General features: G+C 71.4%; 15 protein-coding genes and 5 tRNA genes. 10 read left to right on the forward strand and 10 right to left on the reverse strand.

The window, feature by feature from the left end:
* Positions 1-5: 5 nt before the first annotated feature.
* From STROP_RS07910 to STROP_RS07920, 3 genes are all read right to left on the reverse strand, one after another.
* Entirely contained in the window at positions 6-1,175 is a 1,170-nt protein-coding gene (locus tag STROP_RS07910; protein ID WP_011905470.1) for a cytochrome P450, read from the reverse strand.
* 1 nt (position 1,176) lies between these two features.
* Positions 1,177-1,845: a class I SAM-dependent methyltransferase gene (locus tag STROP_RS07915; protein ID WP_011905471.1), complete on the reverse strand. Its 669-nt coding sequence runs from the start codon at positions 1,843-1,845 to the stop codon at positions 1,177-1,179.
* A 101-nt stretch (positions 1,846-1,946) separates the two neighbouring features.
* Positions 1,947-2,549 carry a TetR/AcrR family transcriptional regulator gene (locus tag STROP_RS07920; protein ID WP_011905472.1) on the reverse strand — a complete coding sequence of 201 codons (603 nt, stop codon included), beginning with the start codon at positions 2,547-2,549 and terminating at the stop codon, positions 1,947-1,949.
* Between the two features lie 275 nt (positions 2,550-2,824).
* On the opposite strand from STROP_RS07920, the gene STROP_RS07925 reads away from it, so the two are divergent.
* The 6 genes from STROP_RS07925 (at position 2,825) to STROP_RS07950 (ending at position 5,035) form a co-directional block, all read left to right on the forward strand.
* A tRNA-Gly gene (locus STROP_RS07925) sits at positions 2,825-2,897 on the forward strand.
* 34 nt (positions 2,898-2,931) lie between these two features.
* Positions 2,932-3,002, forward strand: a tRNA-Cys gene (locus STROP_RS07930).
* A 12-nt stretch (positions 3,003-3,014) separates the two neighbouring features.
* A tRNA-Val gene (locus STROP_RS07935) sits at positions 3,015-3,089 on the forward strand.
* A gap of 511 nt (positions 3,090-3,600) precedes the next feature.
* Positions 3,601-3,673, forward strand: a tRNA-Gly gene (locus STROP_RS07940).
* 38 nt (positions 3,674-3,711) lie between these two features.
* Positions 3,712-3,783: transfer RNA gene (locus STROP_RS07945), tRNA-Val, on the forward strand.
* A 259-nt stretch (positions 3,784-4,042) separates the two neighbouring features.
* The gene (locus tag STROP_RS07950) at positions 4,043-5,035 is read left to right on the forward strand and encodes an NAD-dependent epimerase/dehydratase family protein (protein WP_011905473.1); all 993 of its coding nucleotides are present in this window, start codon (positions 4,043-4,045) and stop codon (positions 5,033-5,035) included.
* Between the two features lie 26 nt (positions 5,036-5,061).
* Here the strand turns inward: STROP_RS07950 and STROP_RS07955 are convergent, their stop codons facing one another.
* Complete coding sequence (locus STROP_RS07955; protein ID WP_011905474.1) at positions 5,062-6,036, reverse strand: Acg family FMN-binding oxidoreductase; 975 nt, start codon at positions 6,034-6,036, stop codon at positions 5,062-5,064.
* 277 nt (positions 6,037-6,313) lie between these two features.
* On the opposite strand from STROP_RS07955, the gene STROP_RS07960 reads away from it, so the two are divergent.
* Positions 6,314-6,952, forward strand: a complete 639-nt coding sequence (locus tag STROP_RS07960) for a response regulator (RefSeq protein WP_011905475.1) — start codon at positions 6,314-6,316, stop codon at positions 6,950-6,952.
* 60 nt (positions 6,953-7,012) lie between these two features.
* Here the strand turns inward: STROP_RS07960 and STROP_RS07965 are convergent, their stop codons facing one another.
* Positions 7,013-8,734: a sensor histidine kinase gene (locus STROP_RS07965; RefSeq protein ID WP_011905476.1), complete on the reverse strand. Its 1,722-nt coding sequence runs from the start codon at positions 8,732-8,734 to the stop codon at positions 7,013-7,015.
* A gap of 42 nt (positions 8,735-8,776) precedes the next feature.
* Entirely contained in the window at positions 8,777-9,766 is a 990-nt protein-coding gene (locus STROP_RS07970) for an Acg family FMN-binding oxidoreductase (RefSeq protein ID WP_413540573.1), read from the reverse strand.
* Between the two features lie 189 nt (positions 9,767-9,955).
* On the opposite strand from STROP_RS07970, the gene STROP_RS07975 reads away from it, so the two are divergent.
* Positions 9,956-11,836 carry a heavy metal translocating P-type ATPase gene (locus STROP_RS07975; protein ID WP_011905478.1) on the forward strand — a complete coding sequence of 627 codons (1,881 nt, stop codon included), beginning with the start codon at positions 9,956-9,958 and terminating at the stop codon, positions 11,834-11,836.
* Between the two features lie 42 nt (positions 11,837-11,878).
* Here STROP_RS07975 and STROP_RS07980 read toward each other — a convergent pair whose 3' ends face one another.
* The 3 genes from STROP_RS07980 to STROP_RS07990 all read right to left on the reverse strand — a co-directional run bounded on the left by STROP_RS07980 (position 11,879) and on the right by STROP_RS07990 (position 16,067).
* On the reverse strand, positions 11,879-12,745 hold the full coding sequence (locus tag STROP_RS07980; RefSeq protein WP_011905479.1) for a universal stress protein: 867 nt from the start codon (positions 12,743-12,745) through the stop codon (positions 11,879-11,881).
* On the reverse strand, positions 12,742-15,144 hold the full coding sequence (locus STROP_RS07985) for a phosphoketolase family protein (protein ID WP_011905480.1): 2,403 nt from the start codon (positions 15,142-15,144) through the stop codon (positions 12,742-12,744). Before STROP_RS07985 ends, STROP_RS07980 begins: the two co-directional genes overlap by 4 nt.
* Positions 15,145-15,242: 98 nt before the next feature.
* The gene (locus STROP_RS07990; protein WP_011905481.1) at positions 15,243-16,067 is read right to left on the reverse strand and encodes a universal stress protein; all 825 of its coding nucleotides are present in this window, start codon (positions 16,065-16,067) and stop codon (positions 15,243-15,245) included.
* 201 nt (positions 16,068-16,268) lie between these two features.
* On the opposite strand from STROP_RS07990, the gene STROP_RS07995 reads away from it, so the two are divergent.
* Both STROP_RS07995 and STROP_RS08000 read left to right on the forward strand, forming a co-directional pair.
* Complete coding sequence (locus STROP_RS07995) at positions 16,269-17,387, forward strand: CapA family protein (protein ID WP_011905482.1); 1,119 nt, start codon at positions 16,269-16,271, stop codon at positions 17,385-17,387.
* A gap of 178 nt (positions 17,388-17,565) precedes the next feature.
* The gene (locus tag STROP_RS08000) at positions 17,566-19,278 is read left to right on the forward strand and encodes an RCC1 domain-containing protein (protein WP_011905483.1); all 1,713 of its coding nucleotides are present in this window, start codon (positions 17,566-17,568) and stop codon (positions 19,276-19,278) included.
* Positions 19,279-19,335: 57 nt separating this feature from the next.
* Here the strand turns inward: STROP_RS08000 and STROP_RS08005 are convergent, their stop codons facing one another.
* Entirely contained in the window at positions 19,336-20,298 is a 963-nt protein-coding gene (locus tag STROP_RS08005) for a TIGR03557 family F420-dependent LLM class oxidoreductase (RefSeq protein ID WP_043535269.1), read from the reverse strand.
* Positions 20,299-20,336 lie beyond the last annotated feature (38 nt).

The following is a 20,336-nucleotide window of genomic DNA, read 5'->3' on the forward strand; positions in this document are numbered from 1 at the left end:
GCTGGTCAGCGGCGGACCACGAAGGCGTCCGGCATCCGGAAGGTGAGGTTGTCCGGATACCACGGGGGACGCACCACCGTCACCCCGTCGAGTAGTGGGGTGACCTGCTCGACCACCACCGCCGCCTCCATCCGGGCCAGTTGGTCGCCGAGGCAGCGGTGGGCGCCCGCCCCGAAGGCAAGGTGCCGACGAGACCCCCGTTGGCCGGGCCGGAACTCGTCGGGCGCCGGCACGACGGCCGGGTCACGGCCGGCACGGGCCAGCCACAGCAGAACACTGGTGCCCGCCGCCACGGTGCTCCCGCCCAGTGTGCTGTCCACGGCGGCGACCCGCCGCCAGGTGACGATCGGCGGCTCCAGCCGCAGCCCCTCCTCGACCACATCGGCCACCGAGACGCTGTCGGCTCGCAGCGCGGCGCGGACCGTCGGTTCGTCGGCCAGCCGGTGCAGGAGCAGGGTGAGGAACTGCGACGTGGTCTCCTGGCCGGCTACCAGCAGGAAGAACAGTGCGCCGACCAGCACGTCGGGTGGGTGCCCAGTGGCCCGCAGGGCAGCGGCCAGCCCACCGCCGGTGTCCGCGAACTCCCGCAGCACCTGGTGGAACCGGCCGACCTCGTCGGCCAGGGCCAGCTGGCGGTCGGCGTCCAGCGGGGCCCAGAACAGCTCCAGCGCCGCGCGGGCGAACTGCTTCACCGCGGAGACCGGGGCGTCCGGGAGTTCGACCAGGCGGGCCAGCACCAGCAGCGGCAGGTCGGCATTGAGCTCGGCGTGCAGGTCGGTGGAGCCACCAGAGTCGAGGGTGCGGCGGATCGCGGCTACCCGCTCGGCCACCAGCCCGGTCAGCCAGGGCCGTTGGGCGGCGACCTTCGCTGGATGCAGCGCGTCGGCGACGAGGGCGCGGATCGCCGGGTGGCTCACGCCGCCGTTGTTGGCCAGGGTCGGGGGGAGGCGGAAACGGTGTCCGGCGAGCACCCGCAGGGCGGCCACCGGGATCGGGGTGACGGCGTCCAGGGCATTGTCCGGGCGGTAGGTCAACTGGTCGGTGAGCACCTGCCGGACCAGCGCGTGCTGGGTCACCACCAGGTGTTCGGTGCCCTGCTGGTCAGCCACCCGGGTGATGGCCGGCCAGTGGGTGCCGGCGGTCTTCGTCCAGCTCCGGAACAGCACGGCGGACACGCTAGCGGGCCGTTCCGGGCAGCCTGGCTCGCAGTCGCCACACCGTGGCACGCTTCACGCGTACGCTTTCCAGCGTCTCGGGCACCGGCACCTCGTAGCTGGCCACCGGGTCGAAGCGGTCGCGGGGCAGGAACGCGCGGTCGGGGTCGCCGACCAGCACCGTGGCCCCCGCGCGGGCGGCGGTGAGCAGGAAGCGGAGCATGCGCCTCGCCATCGCCGCGCTGTAGAACACGTCGCCGGCGAGGACGACCTCGGCGTCGCCCGCGTCGCCGTCGAGGATGTCGGCCAGCTCGGCGTCGAGGCGTACCCCGTTGGCCTCGGCGTTGACGGCGACGGCCGCGACGGCCAGCGGGTCGACCTCGACCGCGCGGACGGCGGTGGCGCCGGCGCGGGCCGCGGCGATGGCCACCAGACCCGAGCCGGCGGCCAGGTCGAGAACTCGCCGACCGGCGACCAGGTCGGGGTGGTCGGTGACGTATCGGGCGAGGGCCTGCCCGCCGGCCCAGGCGAAGGCCCAGAAGGGGGGCGGTTGGTCACTGCGGAACTCACCCTCGGTCAGTTCCCAGAGCCCGACCGCGTCGTCGGCCTGGTGGAGTCGTACCTCGGGGACGAAGGCGACCGGCGTGAGCCGGGCGTGCAGTCGGACGAAGGCGGTGGCGAGTTCGGACACCGGCCGATTCTCCCGCAGCCGTTACGCCGGGGTGGTGGCCCGGTCTGGTGCTGCCGGGGCACGTGCTTCGCCGCGGTGGCTCGGCCGGCTCGGGTCCGCGCTCAGTCCAGCTGCGCCGGGTCGAGTCCCAGCTCCCGGGCGGTCACCAGGCGTACCCACTCGGTGAACTGGCGTCGGGAGATCACCCGGCTGTGCACCGCGAGCTGGACGGCGAGACCGTCCATCACGGCGCTGATCCGCCACGCGGCGCCGGCCGGGTCGGCGCACTCGAAGGTGTGGTTGGCTACCCCGTCGGCGATCACCGCCGCCAGGTCCTGCCGCCAGCGCAGGTCCAGCCGTCGGGAGGTCTTCTCCAACTCCGGCGTACGCAGCGACTCGGCCCAGCCGTCGATCCACATGGCCCACGAGGTGGGGCGGCCGGCGGGTGTGTAGAGCCGCACCAGCCGGCGGAGCTTGGTCAGCGGCGGGGCGCTGGAGCGCATCACCGCGTCCAGCCGGGTGAGATCCTGCTCGACGGCGTACGCGAACGCCTCGGCGAGTAGCCGGTCCTTGGTGGCGAAGTGGTAGAAGACCAGTGCCTGACTCACCCCGGCCGCCTGTGCCACGTCCGCGGTGCGGGTGTTCGCCAATCCGCGTTCCACGATCACGTCACAGGCGGTGCGCAGCAGGGCATCCAGGCGGACCTCGGCCGCACGTCTCGTCACGACCGTTACCGTAGTGCACTCGAACGGGTACGAGCTGTAACCACCCAGGGTGAATTCGACCTACGGCAGTCGGAAGTAGGACAGTTCTCTCGGACGCTGAACCACGTGGCTCGTCGGTACTGCACCACGTGGCTCTTCGGCGGTTCGGCTCGGTCGGTCCAGGGCGCGTTCTGGCCCTGGTTGAGGTGCGGCGGGGCGCGCCGAGGGGGGTCGAGTTGGCAACTGCTCGCCGGCTCGGCTAAAGTTCTCATCCGTCACCGGGAAGCCGGGGGCGTGCGGACGTAGCGCAGCTGGTAGCGCATCACCTTGCCAAGGTGAGGGTCGCGGGTTCGAATCCCGTCGTCCGCTCGGAGATGCCGCCACGCACGACCGGGGGCAACCCGGTGGGGTGGCCGAGAGGCGAGGCAACGGCCTGCAAAGCCGTGTACGCGGGTTCAAATCCCGTCCCCACCTCAGCAGGACCGAGGGCGATTGGCGCAGTGGGAGCGCGCTTCCTTGACACGGAAGAGGTCACTGGTTCAAACCCAGTATCGCCCACCATATTGGATACAGCCGACACCTTTGAGTTCTCTTCGGTTCTTGGGCCGTGGGGCTGGTGGAAGGCGCAGTGCGGCTGCGGGACGTCGCGCAAGCCGGTGGCAGTGCGGTTCGCCGGGCTGGTTCACGCAGGGTGTGGCCCTCAAAAACTGCGACGCCTCGCGCCGCATGGCGGTGCAGGTGACCGCCCGTAGGCGGTGTGGATGTCCGCGAGCCGTAGCCCTCCGGAACCTGTTGCGGCTGGACGAGCAGGCGGCACGTACCGGCCGTCGGGGTGCCCGGCTGACGGTTCATCAGCAACCGTGACTATCTGACCAGCGCTGGCGCACGCGAGTTGCCGCAACGGATCGGCGAGGTGTTCCCTTTCTGGAGGGAGACGGCGGCCCGGTGTGGCGAGAGTTGGCTGCTATCGGCTGCGGATGGGCTGTGTGATCCGACGTGGCCGGGGGCCCGGGTCTCGGCGATCTTGCCGTCGGGTAGGGTTACGTCCGTCGCCGACGCGGTTCGGTGGCACGCGGACGTAGCGCAGCTGGTAGCGCATCACCTTGCCAAGGTGAGGGTCGCGGGTTCGAATCCCGTCGTCCGCTCGTTCACCGCCAGCCTGGTTCTGGTTTGCGGTGGTTCGGGGCGATTGGCGCAGTGGGAGCGCGCTTCCTTGACACGGAAGAGGTCACTGGTTCAAACCCAGTATCGCCCACTCAAAACCTAAGAGCGGGCAGTGAGGTGCCCTGCTCCTCTCATCCGAGGGCGGCCTCGGTCGGCGTCGAACTCGCCACCGGGCGTCCGCCACGGCCAGTTTGACCGTGCAGGAGGTCGGCGTCCACGCCACCTGACGCGGCGGTCGGGCCGTACCGAGCAACGTGGCCCGTGGTCGGGACCGGTGTTCTGCCGTCGGCGGATCTGCTGGCGGCAGAGAGCGGTAGGCGGAGCCTTCGCGGGCCGGCACGGTGGAGCACATGAGACTGTTGGTGCTGGGCGGCACGGGATTCGTCGGCGGGGCGGTGGTCCGTGCGGGGCTACGCCGGGACTGGGCGGTGACGGTGTTCAACCGGGGCCGCCACGGGACTACGCCGACCGGGGTGCGGCGGCTGCGGGGCGACCGGACCGCACCGGGCGGGCTGGCCTCGCTCGCCGGCCAGGAGTGGGACCTGGTCGTCGACACCTGGGACGGGGCGCCCCGGGCTGCCGGGGATTCGGCACGGGCTCTGGCCGGGCAGGTCGGACGCTACGTCTACGTCTCCAGCGGCTCGGTCTACGCCGAGCCGGTGGCGTTGGGGTCGGCGGAGGATGCTCCGGTGGTCGACGCCGCGCCCGACGCCGTCGAGGCCGACTACCCGTCCAACAAGGCCGGTGCCGAGCGGGCTGTTCGGGAGGTATACGGCCAGCTGGCGCTGATCGCCCGGGCCGGGTTGATCCTTGGGCCTGGTGAGGACATCGGTCGGTTGCCGTGGTGGTTGGAGCGGATCACCCGTGGCGGTGACGTGTTGGCGCCCGGCCCGGCCGACCTTGCCCTGCAGTACGTTGACGTCCGCGACCTGGCGGCGTTCCTGCTTGACCCGAGGGTGCCCGGTGGGACGTTCAACGTGGTCAGCCGTACCGGGCACGCGACGATGGGGGAGTTGCTCGCTGCCTGCGTCGCGGCGACGGGGGCCGACGCCCGCCTGTGCTGGGTCGAACCGGAGCGGATTCTGGCGGCCGGCGTGGTGCCGTGGAACGACCTGCCGGTGTGGATTCCGGCCGGGCATCCGTACCGCTGGTTGCAGGAGCGCGACGTGCGGGCCGCGTTCGCCGCCGGGCTGGTGTGCCGCCCGGTGGTCGACACCGTGGCCGACACCTGGTCCTGGCTGCGGGCGGCGGGTGCCGTGCCGCCCCGCGCGGGCCGTCCGCAACGCGCCCCGGTGGGCCTGGACCCGGCCCGGGAGGCGGTGCTGCTGTCGACTGGGCGCTGACCGCGGGCCACCGGTTGGCCGGGCCGTCAGAGCTGCGGGACGGTCAGGTCGAGCACCTCGTCAATCTCGCGGCGGGGCGTGGGCCAGCCGGGTTGGCCATAGCCGACCCGCATCACCATCTGCGGGGTGCCGTAGCGCCCCAGCGAGAGTCGGAGTTGTTCGCGGGCGGTGGGTACCTCGATGGGTTGGGAGAGCATCGATACGGAGAGCCCGGCATCGGTTGCGGTGAGCAGCGTGCGTTGGAGTGCCTGCCCGGCGATGACCTGGTCGACGGCGGTGTTGCCGGGGCCGCCGAGGACCGCGACAAGGGGTTCCGGTTCGAAGTCGCGGCCAGGGGCACGTTCCCGGCCGCCGAAGGCGCGCGCCGGCAGCAGGTCCTGCGGCTCGAACGGTGGGCCACCGGCGGTCGCTGGCACCCCGTCGGGGGCCTCGTCGTGGTGGACCCACCTCTCTCGTTCGGCGCGGTATGACGGGTTGCGTTCCAGCACGTGGTGAGCGCCCCGGGCGATCTCCGCAAACGCGTTCACCGCGCTCGTGCCGATCAGCAGCTCCAGCCAGCACTCCTCGGCCCGGGCCGCCTCGGTGAGGCGCCACCGGGCGTCGGCTGGTACCGGGTCGGGCTGGAAGGGAGCGCGGTTGCTGAACCGGCGGGGGATCGCCGCATAGAGGGCCTGCTCGATCGGGGTGCAGCGGCGCGGCCGGTCCGGGACCAGTCGGGCCACCACGTCGGGCTCGGCCGGATACGGGCGCAGCCGTACGGCCGCCGGCGTCTCCGCCGCGGCCAGGGCGAGCCGTAGGTTGAACAGCGCCGCCCCGGCGGCGATGCGGATCCCCCAGCCGTTCGGGTCGGTGGCGGGCAGCCGCCGGGACGGGTCCACGAGCACCTCGATCCCTCCGTCGCGCAGGCGGAACCGCCACGGCTGCGTGTTGTGCAGCGACGGGGCACGGATGGCGTCGGCCGCGGCGGCACGTAGCTGCGCTAAGGTGTAGTAAGCGTCCATGGTGTCGCTCCTCTCCGTTGGCGCGCCACGTCTGCTCCTTCTTCCACCGTCTCCCAGGAGGGTCAGCGGGCCCAGGGCCGGATGTCCCTTCCCTACGGGACCGACTGTCCTGCCCGGGACCGGAGCATCCGGTGTTCGTACTGTCGGCCTGCGCTGTCCGTATTGTCGCGCTTGTCCGCCCTTCTTGAGTGGGAATCACCCGAGCGGGTGGCCGGGCCGGGGCGGATCGGGACCTTCGACCCCTGCGGAACAGTCGCCAGCAGGGTAGAAACAAGGGATGATCCGCGTGTACCTACTCGACGACCATGAGGTCGTCCGTCGTGGCCTTGCCGACCTGCTCACGGCCAGCGGCGACATTGAGGTTGTCGGCGAGTCCGGCCTGGCGCAGGAGGCGGCCCGCCGCATCCCGGCGCTCCGGCCCGACGTGGCGATCCTCGACGCGCGGCTGCCCGACGGCAACGGCATCGACGTGTGCCGTGACATCCGGGCCCTGGACTCGTCGATCAAGGGCTTGATTCTCACCTCGTACGAGGACGACGAGGCGCTCTTCGCGGCGATCATGGCCGGCGCGGCCGGCTACGTGCTCAAGCAGATCCGCGGCACCGACCTGGTGGACGCGGTCCGTCGGGTGTCCGCCGGGCAGTCGCTGCTCGACCCCGCGATCACCACCCGGGTGCTGGAGCGGATCCGCAGCGGCGTCGAGCAGCCCCGGGAGCTGAAGTCCCTGACGGATCAGGAGCGGCGGATCCTGGAGTACGTGGCCGAGGGCCTCACCAACCGGGAGATCGCCGGCAAGATGTTCCTCGCCGAGAAGACCGTGAAGAACTACGTCTCCAGCATGCTGGCGAAGCTCGGCCTGGAGCGGCGGACGCAGGCAGCCGTGCTCGCCACCCGCCTGCTCGGCAAGGCCCACTGACCGGTAGCACCGGCGGCACGCCCAGCGGTCTCGGCGTTGCGCCGACGCGCCGTTGGCGGCTCAGCTGTCCAGCGGCACGGACCAGTACAGCCGGGTGCCGTGCGGGTGCTCCGGTCGCACCTCGAAGACCCCACCGTGGCGCTCGGCGCGTTCGCGCAGGTTGACCAGCCCACCCCGGGCGGCGGCCGGATCGCAGCCGACCCCGTCGTCGGTGACGGTCACCGAAACCTGGCCGGCCGCCACCTGGACAGTGACCGCGACGCGCTGGGCCCGGGCGTGGCGCACCGCGTTCGACAGCGCCTCCCGGAGCACGGCCGTGAGATCGGGACGCAACTCGTCCGAGACGGCGCTGTCGATCGGGCCGGCCAACTCCAGCGCGGGCCGGAAGCCCAGCGACTCGGCGGCGTCCTCGACCGCCTCCCGGATCTCTGACCGCAGCTGCGCGGTCATCGGCGTACGCAGCTCGAAAATGGTGCGGCGGATGTCCTTGATCGTGGCGTCCAGGTCGTCCACCGCAGCGTTGATCCGGTTGGCGAGTTCGGGGCGGGTGCTCATCGGCACCGCGCTCTGCAACTGCAGACCGGTGGCGAACAATCGCTGAATCACCACGTCGTGTAGGTCCCGGGCGATCCGCTCGCGGTCCTCCAGGACCACCAGCAGCTCCCGCTCCTCCTGACCCCGGGCCCGCTCCATGGCCAGCGCGGCCTGTGCGGCGAAGCTGCCCAGCAGCGCCAGGTCGTCCTCGCTGGTGTCATCGTGGTCAGCGCTGTACGCCACCACCAGCACGCCGTGCAGGGTGTCCGCGGTCGCCAGTGGGGAGAGTACCGCCGGCCCGGTGTCGAACAGCGCCGGCCAGGGCGCGGCGTAGGCGAGGTCCGCCACCCGGTCGTGCCGACCATGGATGACGGCGGCGCCGAAACTGGTGTCGGCGGCGGGTAGGACGGTGCCGACCAGGGCAGCGGCCTGCTCACCCGCGCCGTCGACCACGTCAACGGTGAAGGTGTCCGCGCCGGGGTCGTAGAGCAGCACCAGCGCCAGCTCCGCCTCGGCGACCTCCCGGGCACGCCGCGCCACCAGCGACAGCGCATCGGTCCGGTGGACCTCGCCGAGCAGCAGCGTGGTGATCTCGGCGGCGGCGGCCAGCCACCGCTCCCGCCGGTGCGCCAGCTCGTAGAGGCGGGCGTTCTCGATCGCCACCCCGGCCGCCGCGGCGAGCGCCACGACGATCTCCTCGTCGTCCTCGGTGAACTCGGCCGCGTCCCGCTTCTCGGCCAGGTAGAGGTTGCCGAAGACCTGGTCCCGGATCCGCACCGGTACCCCGAGGAAGCTGCGCATCGGCGGGTGGTTCGGCGGGAAGCCGTAGGAGTCGGGGTGCTGGGTGATGTCGGGCATCCGCACCGGGCGTGGATCGTCGATCAACAGGCCGAGGACGCCACGGCCGTGCGGCAGCTCACCGATCTTGGCGCGCTGCTCGTCGTCGATACCGTGGGTGACGAAGTCGTGCAGCGTCCGGTCCCGGCCGAGGACGCCGAGCGCGCCGTAGCGGGCCCCGGCCAGCTCGGAGGCCGCCTCGACGATGCGTTGCAGCGTGCTGCGCAGGTCGAGGTCGGTGCTGATCCCGACCACCGCGTCGAGCAGGGCCCGCAGTCGTTCCCGACTGGCGACGACCTGGCTGACCCGGTCCAGCATCTCCTGCAGCAGCTCGTCCAGGTGAACCCGGGACAAAGGGGTCAATCCGAGCGAAGGGGTGGCGTGCGGCTCGTGTTGGGGACTGGGTGTCACCGGCTGATGCTAACGCCGCCGACCAGGGGCGTGACACGCCCGTCAGGTGTCGCGGACCGCCGAGGTGTCCACCACCTGTTCCATGGCGAGCCGCGGCGTGTGCGGCGGGCCGGCGTGCGTCGGGTCCGCGCGCCCCAGGCGCAGCACGAGATACGGGTACCCCATGCCGGCCAGTACCCCGCGCAACTCCGCGCGGGTACTCGGCACCTCGATCACTCCGCTCAACGGCACCATCGAGACGCCCAGCCGGGTCGCCGTGAGCCAACCCGCCGACAGTGCCTCGCCGGCCCGCAACCAGGTGATGGGCTCGTCTTCGTCGCCGTAGAGCAGCGCGTATCCGGCTGCCTGGTCGTGACCGGGCCCCACGGGCAGCGTGCCGGCCCGACCGAAGTCCCGGCCGGGCACGGTGGTCTGTGGGGGCGATTCCGGCAACACCGCCGCCGGCAGGCCGACATCGTCGGCCCGGCTGGTCCAGTACGCCAGCTCCGTGCGCAGCTGGGGGTCCTCCGACTCCACCGTGTCGGCCTGAGACGCGGCGGTCGCCAGCTGCAACACCTGGTCCCGGTCGAGTTGCTGGAGCCGGACCCCTTCGGCGGTTGCCGCCTCGGTGATCTCGGTGAGGGCCGAGTCGGTGACCGGTTCGTCGCCGACCGGTCGGCGGTCGGTGTGTCGGATCCGCATGCACTGCACCAGGTGCATCGCCTCGGGATCCGCCCCCACCCGGGTCAGGCCGGTGAGCCGGGCCAGCAGGTCCTCGTCGCCGGGATCGGGGATGCGCTCAACCACCGCCTGCCACCCCTCGGCGGCCAGCGCGACCCGGGCGTGGTGCAGCGCCGCGCCGCAGCTCAGGATGAGCAGCCGCCCCTCCGGGTCGGTGGCGGTGAGCTGCCGGTCGCGGACCACGCGCAGCTCCAGCGTGTCGGGCAGGACCCGCCACCGCCACGGTTGGGTGTTGTGCACCGAGGGGGCGCGACCGGCGGTCGCGGCAGCCTGCGCGAGCGCGGTGGTCAGCGCGTGGTCCGTCTGGCTCATGCTCTCGACCCTTCCCTCGAACACATCGTGCCGCACCCGGAGGGCACCCGGGCGCGGTTGCCGATCCATCCTGCGATATTCGCCGGCCGAACGCACGGGGCGCAGGTCCTGTCGCCGCCGGACCATTCGACCCGATGGGTTATGCGATGCACGGCCCATCCCGGCCGACCCGCTGGGACGATTTCGGTGATGGAGGCGGAGCCGGAGTGCGTGCCCGAGCAACCGGCGCGATCCGGGCCGGGCGGCCGACTGCTCTGGGCGCCGCTGGGTGGGCTGACCGCGCTGGTGCTCGCCGGTGTGGCAGCACGGCTCGCCGGCCGGTCGGGCCTCGGTGACCTGCTCTGGGCCGCCGCCACCGTGGCCGCGCTGGTGCCGGCCGCCGGGTCGATGCTGCGCGAGCTCTGGCACCGGCGGTACGGCGTTGACGTCATCGCCGTCCTCGCGCTGGCGGGCGCGCTCGTGGTGGGGGAGTACCTCGCCGGGGCGGTGATCGCGGTGATGGTGGCCACCGGTCGGACCCTGGAGGCGTACGCCCAGGGTCGGGCGACCCGCGACCTCCGGGCACTGCTCGCCCACGCCCCACGAACCGCGCGCCGACGTGCCCCGGACGGGACGATCGAGGTGGTCCCGGCAGACCAGGTTGTCGCCGGGGACGAGCTGCTGGTCGGCCCCGGCGACGTGGTGCCGGTCGACGGGAAGCTTGCCGCGGCGGCCACGCTCGACGAGTCGGTGGTGACGGGAGAGTCGCGGCTCGTCCAACGCGCCCCGGGTGACCCGGTGGGGAGCGGTGTGGTGAACGCCGGTGCCGCCTTTGGCCTGCGGGCGACCGCGGACGCGGCTTCCAGCACGTACGCCGGGATCGTGCGGCTGGCGCGGGAGGCCACCGCGCAGAAGGCACCGACGGTCCGGCTGGCCGACCGGTACGCCGTCGCCTTTGTTCCGTTTACCCTGCTGCTCGCCGGGCTGGGCTGGCTGGTCTCCGGCGACGTGGTCCGGGCGGTGGCGGTTCTGGTGGTGGCGACACCCTGCCCACTTCTGCTGGCCACCCCGATCGCCATCGTCTCCGGCCTGTCCCGTACCGCCCGGCACGGTGTCCTGGTCCGCGACGGTGGTTCCCTCGAACTGCTCGGCCGGGCCCGCACCCTGCTGCTGGACAAGACCGGAACCCTTACCGCCGGCCGACCCCGGGTGGCCGAGACGGTGCCGGCGCCGGGGACCACGGCCGACGAGGTGCTGCGTCTCGCCGCCTCCGTGGAACAGCTGTCCCCACATGTGCTGGCCACCGCCCTGGTGGAGGGGGCGCGGGAGCGAGAGCTCGACCTCGCTGAGCCGGAGGGGGTCACCGAGGAACCGGGCCGGGGCGTACGCGGGCGGGTGGACGGCCGTGACCTGTGGGTGGGGCAGCTCGACAGCACGCCGCCGCAGTGGGCGGCCTCGGCGCGGGACCGGGCCGAGGAGGCAGGGCACTCGTTGGTGTGGGTCGGTGGTGCGGACGGGCCGCTCGGCGCGATCCTGCTGGCAGACCCGGTCCGGTCCGACGCGTCGCGGACCGTCGGCCGGCTGCGGGCGGCGGGGCTGCGCCGGATCGTCATGGTCACCGGTGACCGTCCGGCCACCGCCAGCCGGGTGGCCCGCGAGGTCGGGGTGGACGACGTCCTCGCCCGCTGCGCGCCGGCCGAGAAAGCGGACCGGGTTCGCGCCGAGGTGGACCGGGCGGTCACCGTGATGGTTGGGGACGGGGTGAACGACGCCCCCGCCCTGGCCACCGCGGATGTCGGTGTGGCGATGGGCGCCACCGGGGCGACCGCGTCGGCGGATGTCGCCGACGCGGTACTCACCGTTGACCGGCTGGAGCGCCTGGCCGACGCGGTGGAGATCGCCCGGTACGCGCGCCGCATCGCCGTGCAGAGCGCCATGGTGGGCATGGGGCTCGCCGTGCTGGCCATGTTCGTCGCCGCCCTCGGGCGGCTGCCGCCGGTGGCCGGTGCCTTCCTCCAGGAGGGCATCGACGTGCTGGTGATCCTCAACGCGTTGCGTGCCCTGCTCGGCCCGGCCACCCTGCGGCGGTGACGCACCCGAGAGCGCGCCCCCGCCCGCCGGCGTTGACCAACCTCAGCGTTCGCGGACCACGGCGACCGGCGAGTGCGCGTGGTGCAGAAGCTGTTGGCTGACCGAGCCGAGCAGCATTCCGGCCAGGCCGCCGCGGCCGCGGCTGCCGACCACGACCAGCTGGGCGTGGCGGCTGGCCGTCACGAGCAGCTCGGCCGGGTTGCCCTCGGCCACCTCCACCGTGATGGGGACATCCGGGAACGCCCGCCGCCACGGGGACAGTGACTCCTCCAGCTCGGCGCGGTCCGCCTGGCTCGCCGCCCGGGCATCCGGGGCGGACGGCGGACGTTGACCCGGCGGCGGACGCCACACGCGCAGCACGTGCAGCGGTACCTTCCGGGCGGCGGCCTGCTCGACGGCGAAGCCCAGGGCGAGCAGCGACTCCTCCGAACCGTCCACCCCGGTCGTGACGTGCCCGGCCCGCCCCCGGCGGTCGGCGTCGCCCCGGACCACCACCACCGGGCAGTGGGCGTGCGCGGCCACCGATCCCGCCGTCGAGCCGACCAGCAGGCCGGCGAAGCCGCCGAGCCCGCGCGTACCGAGCACCAGCAGGCTGGCCCGCGCCGAGCGCTCCTGGAGCACCAGCGCGGGCGGCCCCTCGTACAACTCACCGGTGACGGTCAGCTCCGGGCTGGTCGCGTCCGCCGCGGCCTGCCGGACCAGCTCCTCCGCCTGCCGTCGCGCCGTCTCGTCGGGCCAGATGCTGGGCCCCCCACCGGGGCCGGTCCACCCGGCCATGGTGAGCCACTCGAAGACGTACGCGAGGTGCACCGACCGTCCGCTCCGGGCGGCCTCGTCCATCGCCCACTCCTGGGCGCGGACCGCGTCCTGCGAGCCGTCGTAGCCGACCAGGATCTCCGTGCCGTTCATCGGTCGTCGCTGAGGCCGGCGTCCGTCTCGCGGATCCACCGCCACTGGGTCACCCGAGGATCGTCGGCGCCGTGCTTGCGGGTGTGGTCCCGGCACGACTGGCGGGCGTCCACCATCTCCTGCCGCAGGTGCGCCGCCCGTGCGGCGAGCCCGGGTACCCGGTCGATCACGTCGATGACCAGATGGAACCGGTCCAGGTCGTTGAGCATCACCATGTCGAACGGAGTGGTGGTGGTGCCCTCCTCCTTGTAGCCGCGGACGTGCAGGTTGGGGTGGTTGGTCCGCCGGTAGGTCAGGCGGTGGATGAGCCACGGGTAGCCGTGGTACGCGAAGATGACCGGCTTGTCGGTGGTGAAGATGGTGTCGAACTCCGAGTCTGGCAGCCCGTGCGGGTGCTCGCTCGACGGTTGTAGGCGCATCAGGTCAACCACGTTGACCACCCGTACCTTCAGCTCGGGCAGGTGCTGGTGCAGCAGGTCGGCCGCCGCGATGGTTTCCAGCGTCGGCACGTCACCGGCGCAGGCGAGCACCACGTCCGGCTCCGCACCGTCGTCGCTGCTGGCCCAGTTCCAGATGCCGATCCCGCGCCGGCAGTGCAGGACCGCCTCGTCCATCGACAGCCAGCTCGGTGTGGGTTGCTTGCCCGCGACGACCACGTTGATGTAGTGCCGGCTGCGCAGGCAGTGGCTCAGCGTCGAGAGCAGGGTGTTCCCGTCCGGTGGCAGATAGACCCGGACCACCTCGGCCTTCTTGTTCACGACGTGGTCGATGAAGCCCGGGTCCTGGTGTGAGAAGCCGTTGTGGTCCTGCCGCCAGACGTGGCTGGAGAGCAGGTAGTTCAGCGAGGCCACCGGCTGTCGCCAGGGAATGTCCCGGGTCACCTTCAGCCACTTGGCGTGCTGGTTGACCATCGAGTCGACGATGTGGATGAACGCCTCGTAACTGGTGAAGAGGCCGTGCCGGCCGGTCAGCAGGTATCCCTCCAGCCAGCCCTGGCAGAGGTGTTCGGAGAGAACCTCCATGACCCGCCCGTCGGGGGAGAGGTTCTCGTCACCGGAAGTGGTGGCCGCCACCCAGGCCCGGTCGGTGACCTCGAAGGCGGCACCGAGCCGATTGGAGGCGACCTCGTCCGGGCCGAAGAGCCGGAAGGTCTCTGGGTTCGCGGCGATGACATCGCGGATCCAGTTGCCGAGCGTGCCGGTGGCGCTGGTGACCGCCGTACCGGGGCGCGGCACGTCGACCGCGTAGTCGCGGAAGTCGGGCAGCACCAGATCACGCAACACCTGCCCGCCGTTGGCGACCGGGTTGGCGCTCATCCGGCGGTCGCCCTTCGGCGGCAGCTCCAACAGCTCGGCGATCGGCGCCCCGGTCGCGTCGAAGAGCTCCTCCGGGCGGTAGCTGCGCAGCCAGCGCTCCAACTCGGCCAGGTGCTGCGGGTTCTGCCGCACCTGCGACAGCGGCACCTGGTGGGCGCGAAAAGTGCCCTCCACCTGCTTGTCGTCGACCTCGCGCGGGCCGGTCCAGCCCTTCGGCGTACGGAGCACGATCATCGGCCAGCGCGGGCGCTCGACCGGGCCACCCGACCGGGCCCGCTGTTGGATGGCGGCGATCTCGTCCAGCGCCCGGTCCATGGTCGCGGCGAGTGTCTGGTGCACCGTGGCCGGATCGTCCCCGGCGACCAGGTACGGCTCGTGACCGTACCCGCGCATCAGGTCCAGCAGGTCGGACTCGGGGATTCGGCTCAACACCGTCGGGTTGGCGATCTTGTAGCCGTTGAGGTGCAGGATGGGCAACACCGCACCGTCGCGGGCCGGGTTCAGGAACACGTTCGACAGCCAGCTACCGGCCAGCGGCCCGGTCTCCGCCTCGCCGTCGCCGATCACGCACGCGACCAGCAGGTCCGGGTTGTCGAACGCGGCACCGTAGGCGTGGCTGAGCGCGTACCCGAGCTCACCCCCCTCGTGAATGGACCCCGGCACCTCCGCGGCCACGTGGCTGGGAATGCCACCGGGGAAGGAGAACTGGCAGAAGAGTTGGGCCATGCCGGCTTCGTCCTGGCAGGTGCCGTGGTAGCGCTCGCTCCAGGTGCCCTCCAGCCAGGTGTTCGCCACGATCGCGGGACCGCCGTGGCCGGGACCGGTGATGTAGATGGCGTTCAGGTCGCGGGCGACGATGACCCGGTTGAGGTGCGCGTACAGCAGGTTCAGACCGGGACTGGTGCCCCAGTGCCCGAGGAGCCGCGGCTTGACGTGCTCCACGGTCAGCGGCTCGCGCAGCAGCGGGTTGCTCCGGAGGTAGATCTGCCCGACAGTGAGGTAGTTCGCCGCCCGCCAGTACGCGTCCAGTCGGCGTAGTTCGTCTTCGGTCAGGGGGTTGTGCTGGGCGGTTGCGATGTTCATGCTTGCCTGAGCCTCTCGGTCGGGTGTGACGCATCCGGGGCGTTGTGGTTAGCCTCGCCGACGGCTACAGCCGGGTTAAGAGGCGTTGGTCCCGGGTCTCAGGGACTCTCCGCCGGGGCAAGTCCTCGTACCACGACCATGGGTGTGGGTGAGTGGTAGAGCACGGTCTGGCAGGCTGAGCCGATCATTCCTCGACCGGGCTGGTGTCCGCGCGCGGCCACCACCACCAGCTGCGCGGACCGGGACTGCTCCACCAGGACACCGCCAGGAGCGCCCCGGATGGTGTGACACTCCACCGGCACGGCCGGTTCCCGTCCGCCGACCGCCGCTACGATCTCGGCGAGGATCGCGGGTGCGTCGTCCTGCCCCCGCTCCACGACCCGGACGGCGACCAGGCGGCCGGCCCGGCGGACGGCGCAGTCGAATGCCCACTTCAGGGCCTGCCGGGAGCCGACCGAGCCGTCCACTCCAACCAGCACCGGCCCCTGCGGTGGCGTGTCCTGACGGGTCACCAGCACGGGGCAGCCGGCCCGGGCGACGACCTGCACCGCCGGCGTGTCGGCGGGCATGGAGCAGCCGAGTTCTCGCGTACTCATGCCGCTGTCGCCGACGGCGATCAGGAAGGCCGTCTCCGACATGCGGATCAGCGTCTCCACCGTAGAACCCTCGGCGATGTCCTCGCGCACCGACAGCGTCTCGTCAACCTCCTGGGCGACCTTGGTGGCGCGGTCGAGAAGCTCCGCTGCCGCGTCGTGTGTGCCGGCGACCGACGGTGCCTTGAAGGCGGCCCCCCAGTCGAAGGTGTGGATCAGCCGCAGGGGATGTCCGAAGGCGGCAGCCTCCCGCGCGGCGAGCTCGACCAGTGGTAGGTCGTGCTCCGAGCCGACGGCGGCCAGCACCGGCGCGTCGCTGGCTGCGGCCATGTCGGCATCACCTCCGCAGGCATCGCGCTCGGCCTTTCGCCCCGAGGCTAGTCCGGGCGGCGTGGCGCCGGGGCGGGATCGGTGCAGCCCGCGCGTGGCCGGGTGCGTGGATTCCGGCAGTTCCAGCTGGACGGGTCGGGGCAGCCGGGAGGCATCGCGATCCACCGGTGACTGATTACCGATGGTGTTAGCGTCGAATCTGTGGGTGATGCTGAGGGGTTCGTCGTCGCCGCCGTCGGGGATCTGCTCATCGTGCGGGACCGCCCGCACGACATCTTTCGACACGCGCGGGAGCAGCTGGCCGGGGCCGACATCACCTTCGGCCAACTGGAGACCGCGTACGCCGACCAGGGGTCCCGGGGCTCCTCCGGGCCGCGCGGCGCCGTCCCCCACGACGTGGCGAACTATGCCGCCATCCCGCACGCGGGCTTCGACGTCATCTCGATGGCGAGCAACCACACCGGTGACTGGGGTGCTGACGCGTTGCTCGACTGCATCGGGCGGCTCCGGCGCGATGGCATCACCGTGGTGGGTGCCGGAGCCGACATCGACGAGGCCCGGCGGCCGGGGATCATCGAGCGCGATGGCACCCGGGTCGGGTTCCTGGCCTACTGTTCGGTCGCGCCGGAGGGCTACTACGCCGGGCGGGACAAGCACGGGGTGGCGCCGATGCGGGCGATGACGCACTACGAACCGTTCGAGTCCGACCAGCCCGGCGGTCCGCCCCTGATCTCCACTTTCACCAACGACGCCGATTTGGCGGCGCTCACCGCGGACATCTCCCGGCTGCGGGACCAGGTGGACGTGCTGCTCGTGTCACTCCACTGGGGCCTGCACTTCCAGCGCGCGAGGCTCGCCGACTATCAGCCGGTGGTGGCCCATGCCGCGATCGACGCCGGTGCGGACGCGGTGCTCGGGCACCATCCGCACATCCTCAAACCGGTCGAGGTCTACCAGGGCAAGGTGATCTTCTACAGCCTCGGCAACTTCGCCCTCGACCTCAACGATTCCTGGTGGCGGTCATTCAGTCGGGAATGGCTCGAAGAAGCCAAGGCGTTCCACGAGGCGCTCTCCCCCGAACGGGATCTGAAGGCGGAGGGACGGAACTCGGCGATCGTCCGGCTGCACATCGCCGACGGCGGCGTCAGCCGGGTCGAGATCCTGCCCGTGGTGATCAATGAGGAGAACGAGCCGGTGCCGTACCGGGCGGACACGCCCGAGGGGCGTGCGGTCCGCGACTACCTGGCGGAGATCACGGCGGAGGCGGGGATGAACACCGCCTTCGACGTCGTTGACGACAGGGTTCTGGTTCGCATCTGACCGCTTTCGGTCGAGGGGCCGGCTGCCGGTCATGAAAAGTCCGAGCCGGGGACGATCCGCAGGTGAAGCCGCTGGGCGGCTCAATTTCTCGAGGCGTTTCTCCACGCACCAGAGCGACTGGTGGACGACGATAGTGTTCGTCCTATTGGTGAGCCCTTGTCCGCTTCGGAGGTATTAAGTGGTGTGGAGAATCAGCCAGCGGGCAGTCCGCGGTGCCGGAGCGCATCGGACGGTACGGGACATCGTCGGGTGGTTCTTCCTCGCATTGGCGGTGGTGGTCACCCAGGTGGTCGGCGTGTTGCCCGTGGCCGCGCAGAACGAGCCGTCACCTTCCGCCGTCGGGTCGGACGCCTTTCTCGCCTGGGGCGACAACGCCTTCGGCCAACTGGGTGACGGGACCACCACTGGCAGCAACACGCCCCTCCCCGTGAGTCTGCCGGCGGGTACCGACGCCACCGCTGTTGTCGCCGGTGACTTCCATAGTCTGGCGTTGACCTCGGCCGGCACTGTTCTTGCCTGGGGCAGAAACGACAGTGGTCAGTTGGGGGATGGGACGACTGTCAGTAGTAGTACGCCGGTCGTGGTGCGTCTGCCGGTGGGTGTCACGGTCACCGCCGTTGCCGCCGGCTTCGGCCACAGTTTGGCGTTGACGTCGACCGGCGTTGTCCTCGCCTGGGGGAGCAATTCCTTCGGTCAGTTGGGGGATGGGACGACTGTCAGTAGTAGTACGCCGGTTGCGGTGCGTCTGCCGGTGGGTGTCACGGTCACCGCCGTTGCCGCCGGCAGCGGCCACAGTTTGGCGTTGACGTCGGTCGGCGCCGCCCTCGCCTGGGGGAACAATTTCTCCGGTCAGTTGGGGGATGGGACGACTGTCAGTAGTAGTACGCCGGTTGCGGTGCGTCTGCCGGTGGGTACCACGGTCACCGCTGTCGCCGGCGGCAGTCATCACAGTTTGGCGTTGACGTCTGCTGGGGCTGCCCTTGCCTGGGGGGGTAACTTTTCCGGTCAGTTGGGGGATGGGACGACTGTCAGTAGTAGTACGCCGGTCGTGGTGAGCTTGCCGGTGGGTACCACGGTCACCGCCCTCGCTGGCGGTGACGCCCATAGTGTGGCGCTGACGTCGGCCGGCGCCGCCCTCGCCTGGGGTAGTAACGGCGATGGCCAGTTGGGCGATGGGACCAATGCGGACAGCAGTGTTCCCATTGCGGTGAGTCTCCCCGCGGGCGCCACGATCACGGCCATCGCCGCCCACGACGGCGCTCACAACCTGGCGATCACCTCCACCGGCGCCGCCCTCGCCTGGGGTGGTAACGGCGATGGCCAGTTGGGCGATGGGACCAATGCGGACAGCAGTGTTCCCATTGCGGTGAGTCTCCCCGCGGGCACCACGATCACGGCCATCGCCGCCTCCGTCGAACACAGCCTGGCACTCGCCGCACCGCCGTCGACGTCCACCACCGCATTGCAGATCACGCCACTCCACCCGAAAGCCGATCAGGACATCACCCTCACCGCCACCGTCACCTGCACCACCGACACCCCCACCGGGAGCGTCACCTTCCGCAACACCACCACCGACCTCGCCACCACACCCCTGAACTCCGCCGGCGTCGCCACCCACACCACCACGCTCCCCGCCGGCACCCACACGCTCACCGCCCACTACACCAGCGACGGCACCTCCTGCCCCAACAGCCAGTCCGAGGCCACCACCGTCACCATCGACGCCCCCACCGACCCCGACGCCCCCACCGACCCCGACCTACCCATCACCGGCCCCAACCTGCCCACCACCATCGGCACCGCCGCCCTGCTCATCCTCATCGGCGCCACCCTCATCCACCTCACCAACCGACGCCGACCAACAGACCATCCCTCGCGGTCAGCGTAGAACTGGGTCACCAGTGCCCCTCTTTGTGTGGCGCACCGCCGGGGTCGCCGCGTGACCTCACAGCTCGCGCAGGCGGGGCAGAAGGTGCTCGTGCGCCCACGTCAGGAACATCGGTTGGCTCCCGCCACCGACCTGGAGGAGCGCGACGTGGCTGAAGCCGGCGTCGACGAAGCGCCGGAACGCCGCGACGTGCCGCTCGACGTCCGGGCCGTAGGGGATGCCAGCGGCGGCGTCTTCCTCGCGGACAAACCGGGTGGCCTCAGCGAAGGAGTCCGGGCCGGGTAACTCCGCCTTGACCTTCCAGCCCAGCCCGTACCAGCGGAACTGGTCGTGCAGAAGCGAGCGGCACTCGGCCTCGTCCGGGCCGTAGCAGATGACGACCTGCCCGTAGCGGGGCTTGCCCGCACCGCCGGCCTCGTCGTACATCTGGAGCAGGTGGGGGTCCGGCTCGGTGGCGATGACAGCGTCGGCGTACTCGGCGGCGAGGGTGGCGGACCGGCGGCCGGAGGCGGCGACGGCCATCGGGACTGGCTGCTCCGGCCGATCCCACAGGTAGGCGTCGGGTACCGCGTAGTGGTTGCCGGAGAAGGCCACCGTCTCGCCGTTCAGCAGCGGCTTTATGATCTTCAGCGCCTCCTCGAACATCTCGTGTCGCTGTCGCACGTGCGGCCACCTGCCGGTGACGTACTCGTTGAGGTGCTCGCCGGCGCCGAGGCCGAGGGTGAACCGGCCGTCGGAGAGCACCCCGACGGTGCTCGCCTTCTGCGCCACCACCGCCGGGTGGTAGCGGCGGATCGGGCAGGTCACGTAGGACATCAGCGCCGCCCGGGAGGTGGCATGGGCAACCGCGCCGAGCACCGACCATGCGTACGGGGAGTGGGCCTGGGAGTCGAGCCAGGGGGAGTAGCAGTCGGACACGACCAGGTGGTCGAAGCCGACCGCCTCGGCACGTACGGCGTGGTCGACCAGTTCTTTGGGCCCGGCCTGCTCGCTGAGCAGGGTGTAGCCGACGCTCACCATGGCGACCTCCTCGTCCGACCCGGGCGGATCCCCGGTTA

This window comes from Salinispora tropica CNB-440 (genome assembly GCF_000016425.1).
Lineage (GTDB): Bacteria > Actinomycetota > Actinomycetes > Mycobacteriales > Micromonosporaceae > Micromonospora > Micromonospora tropica.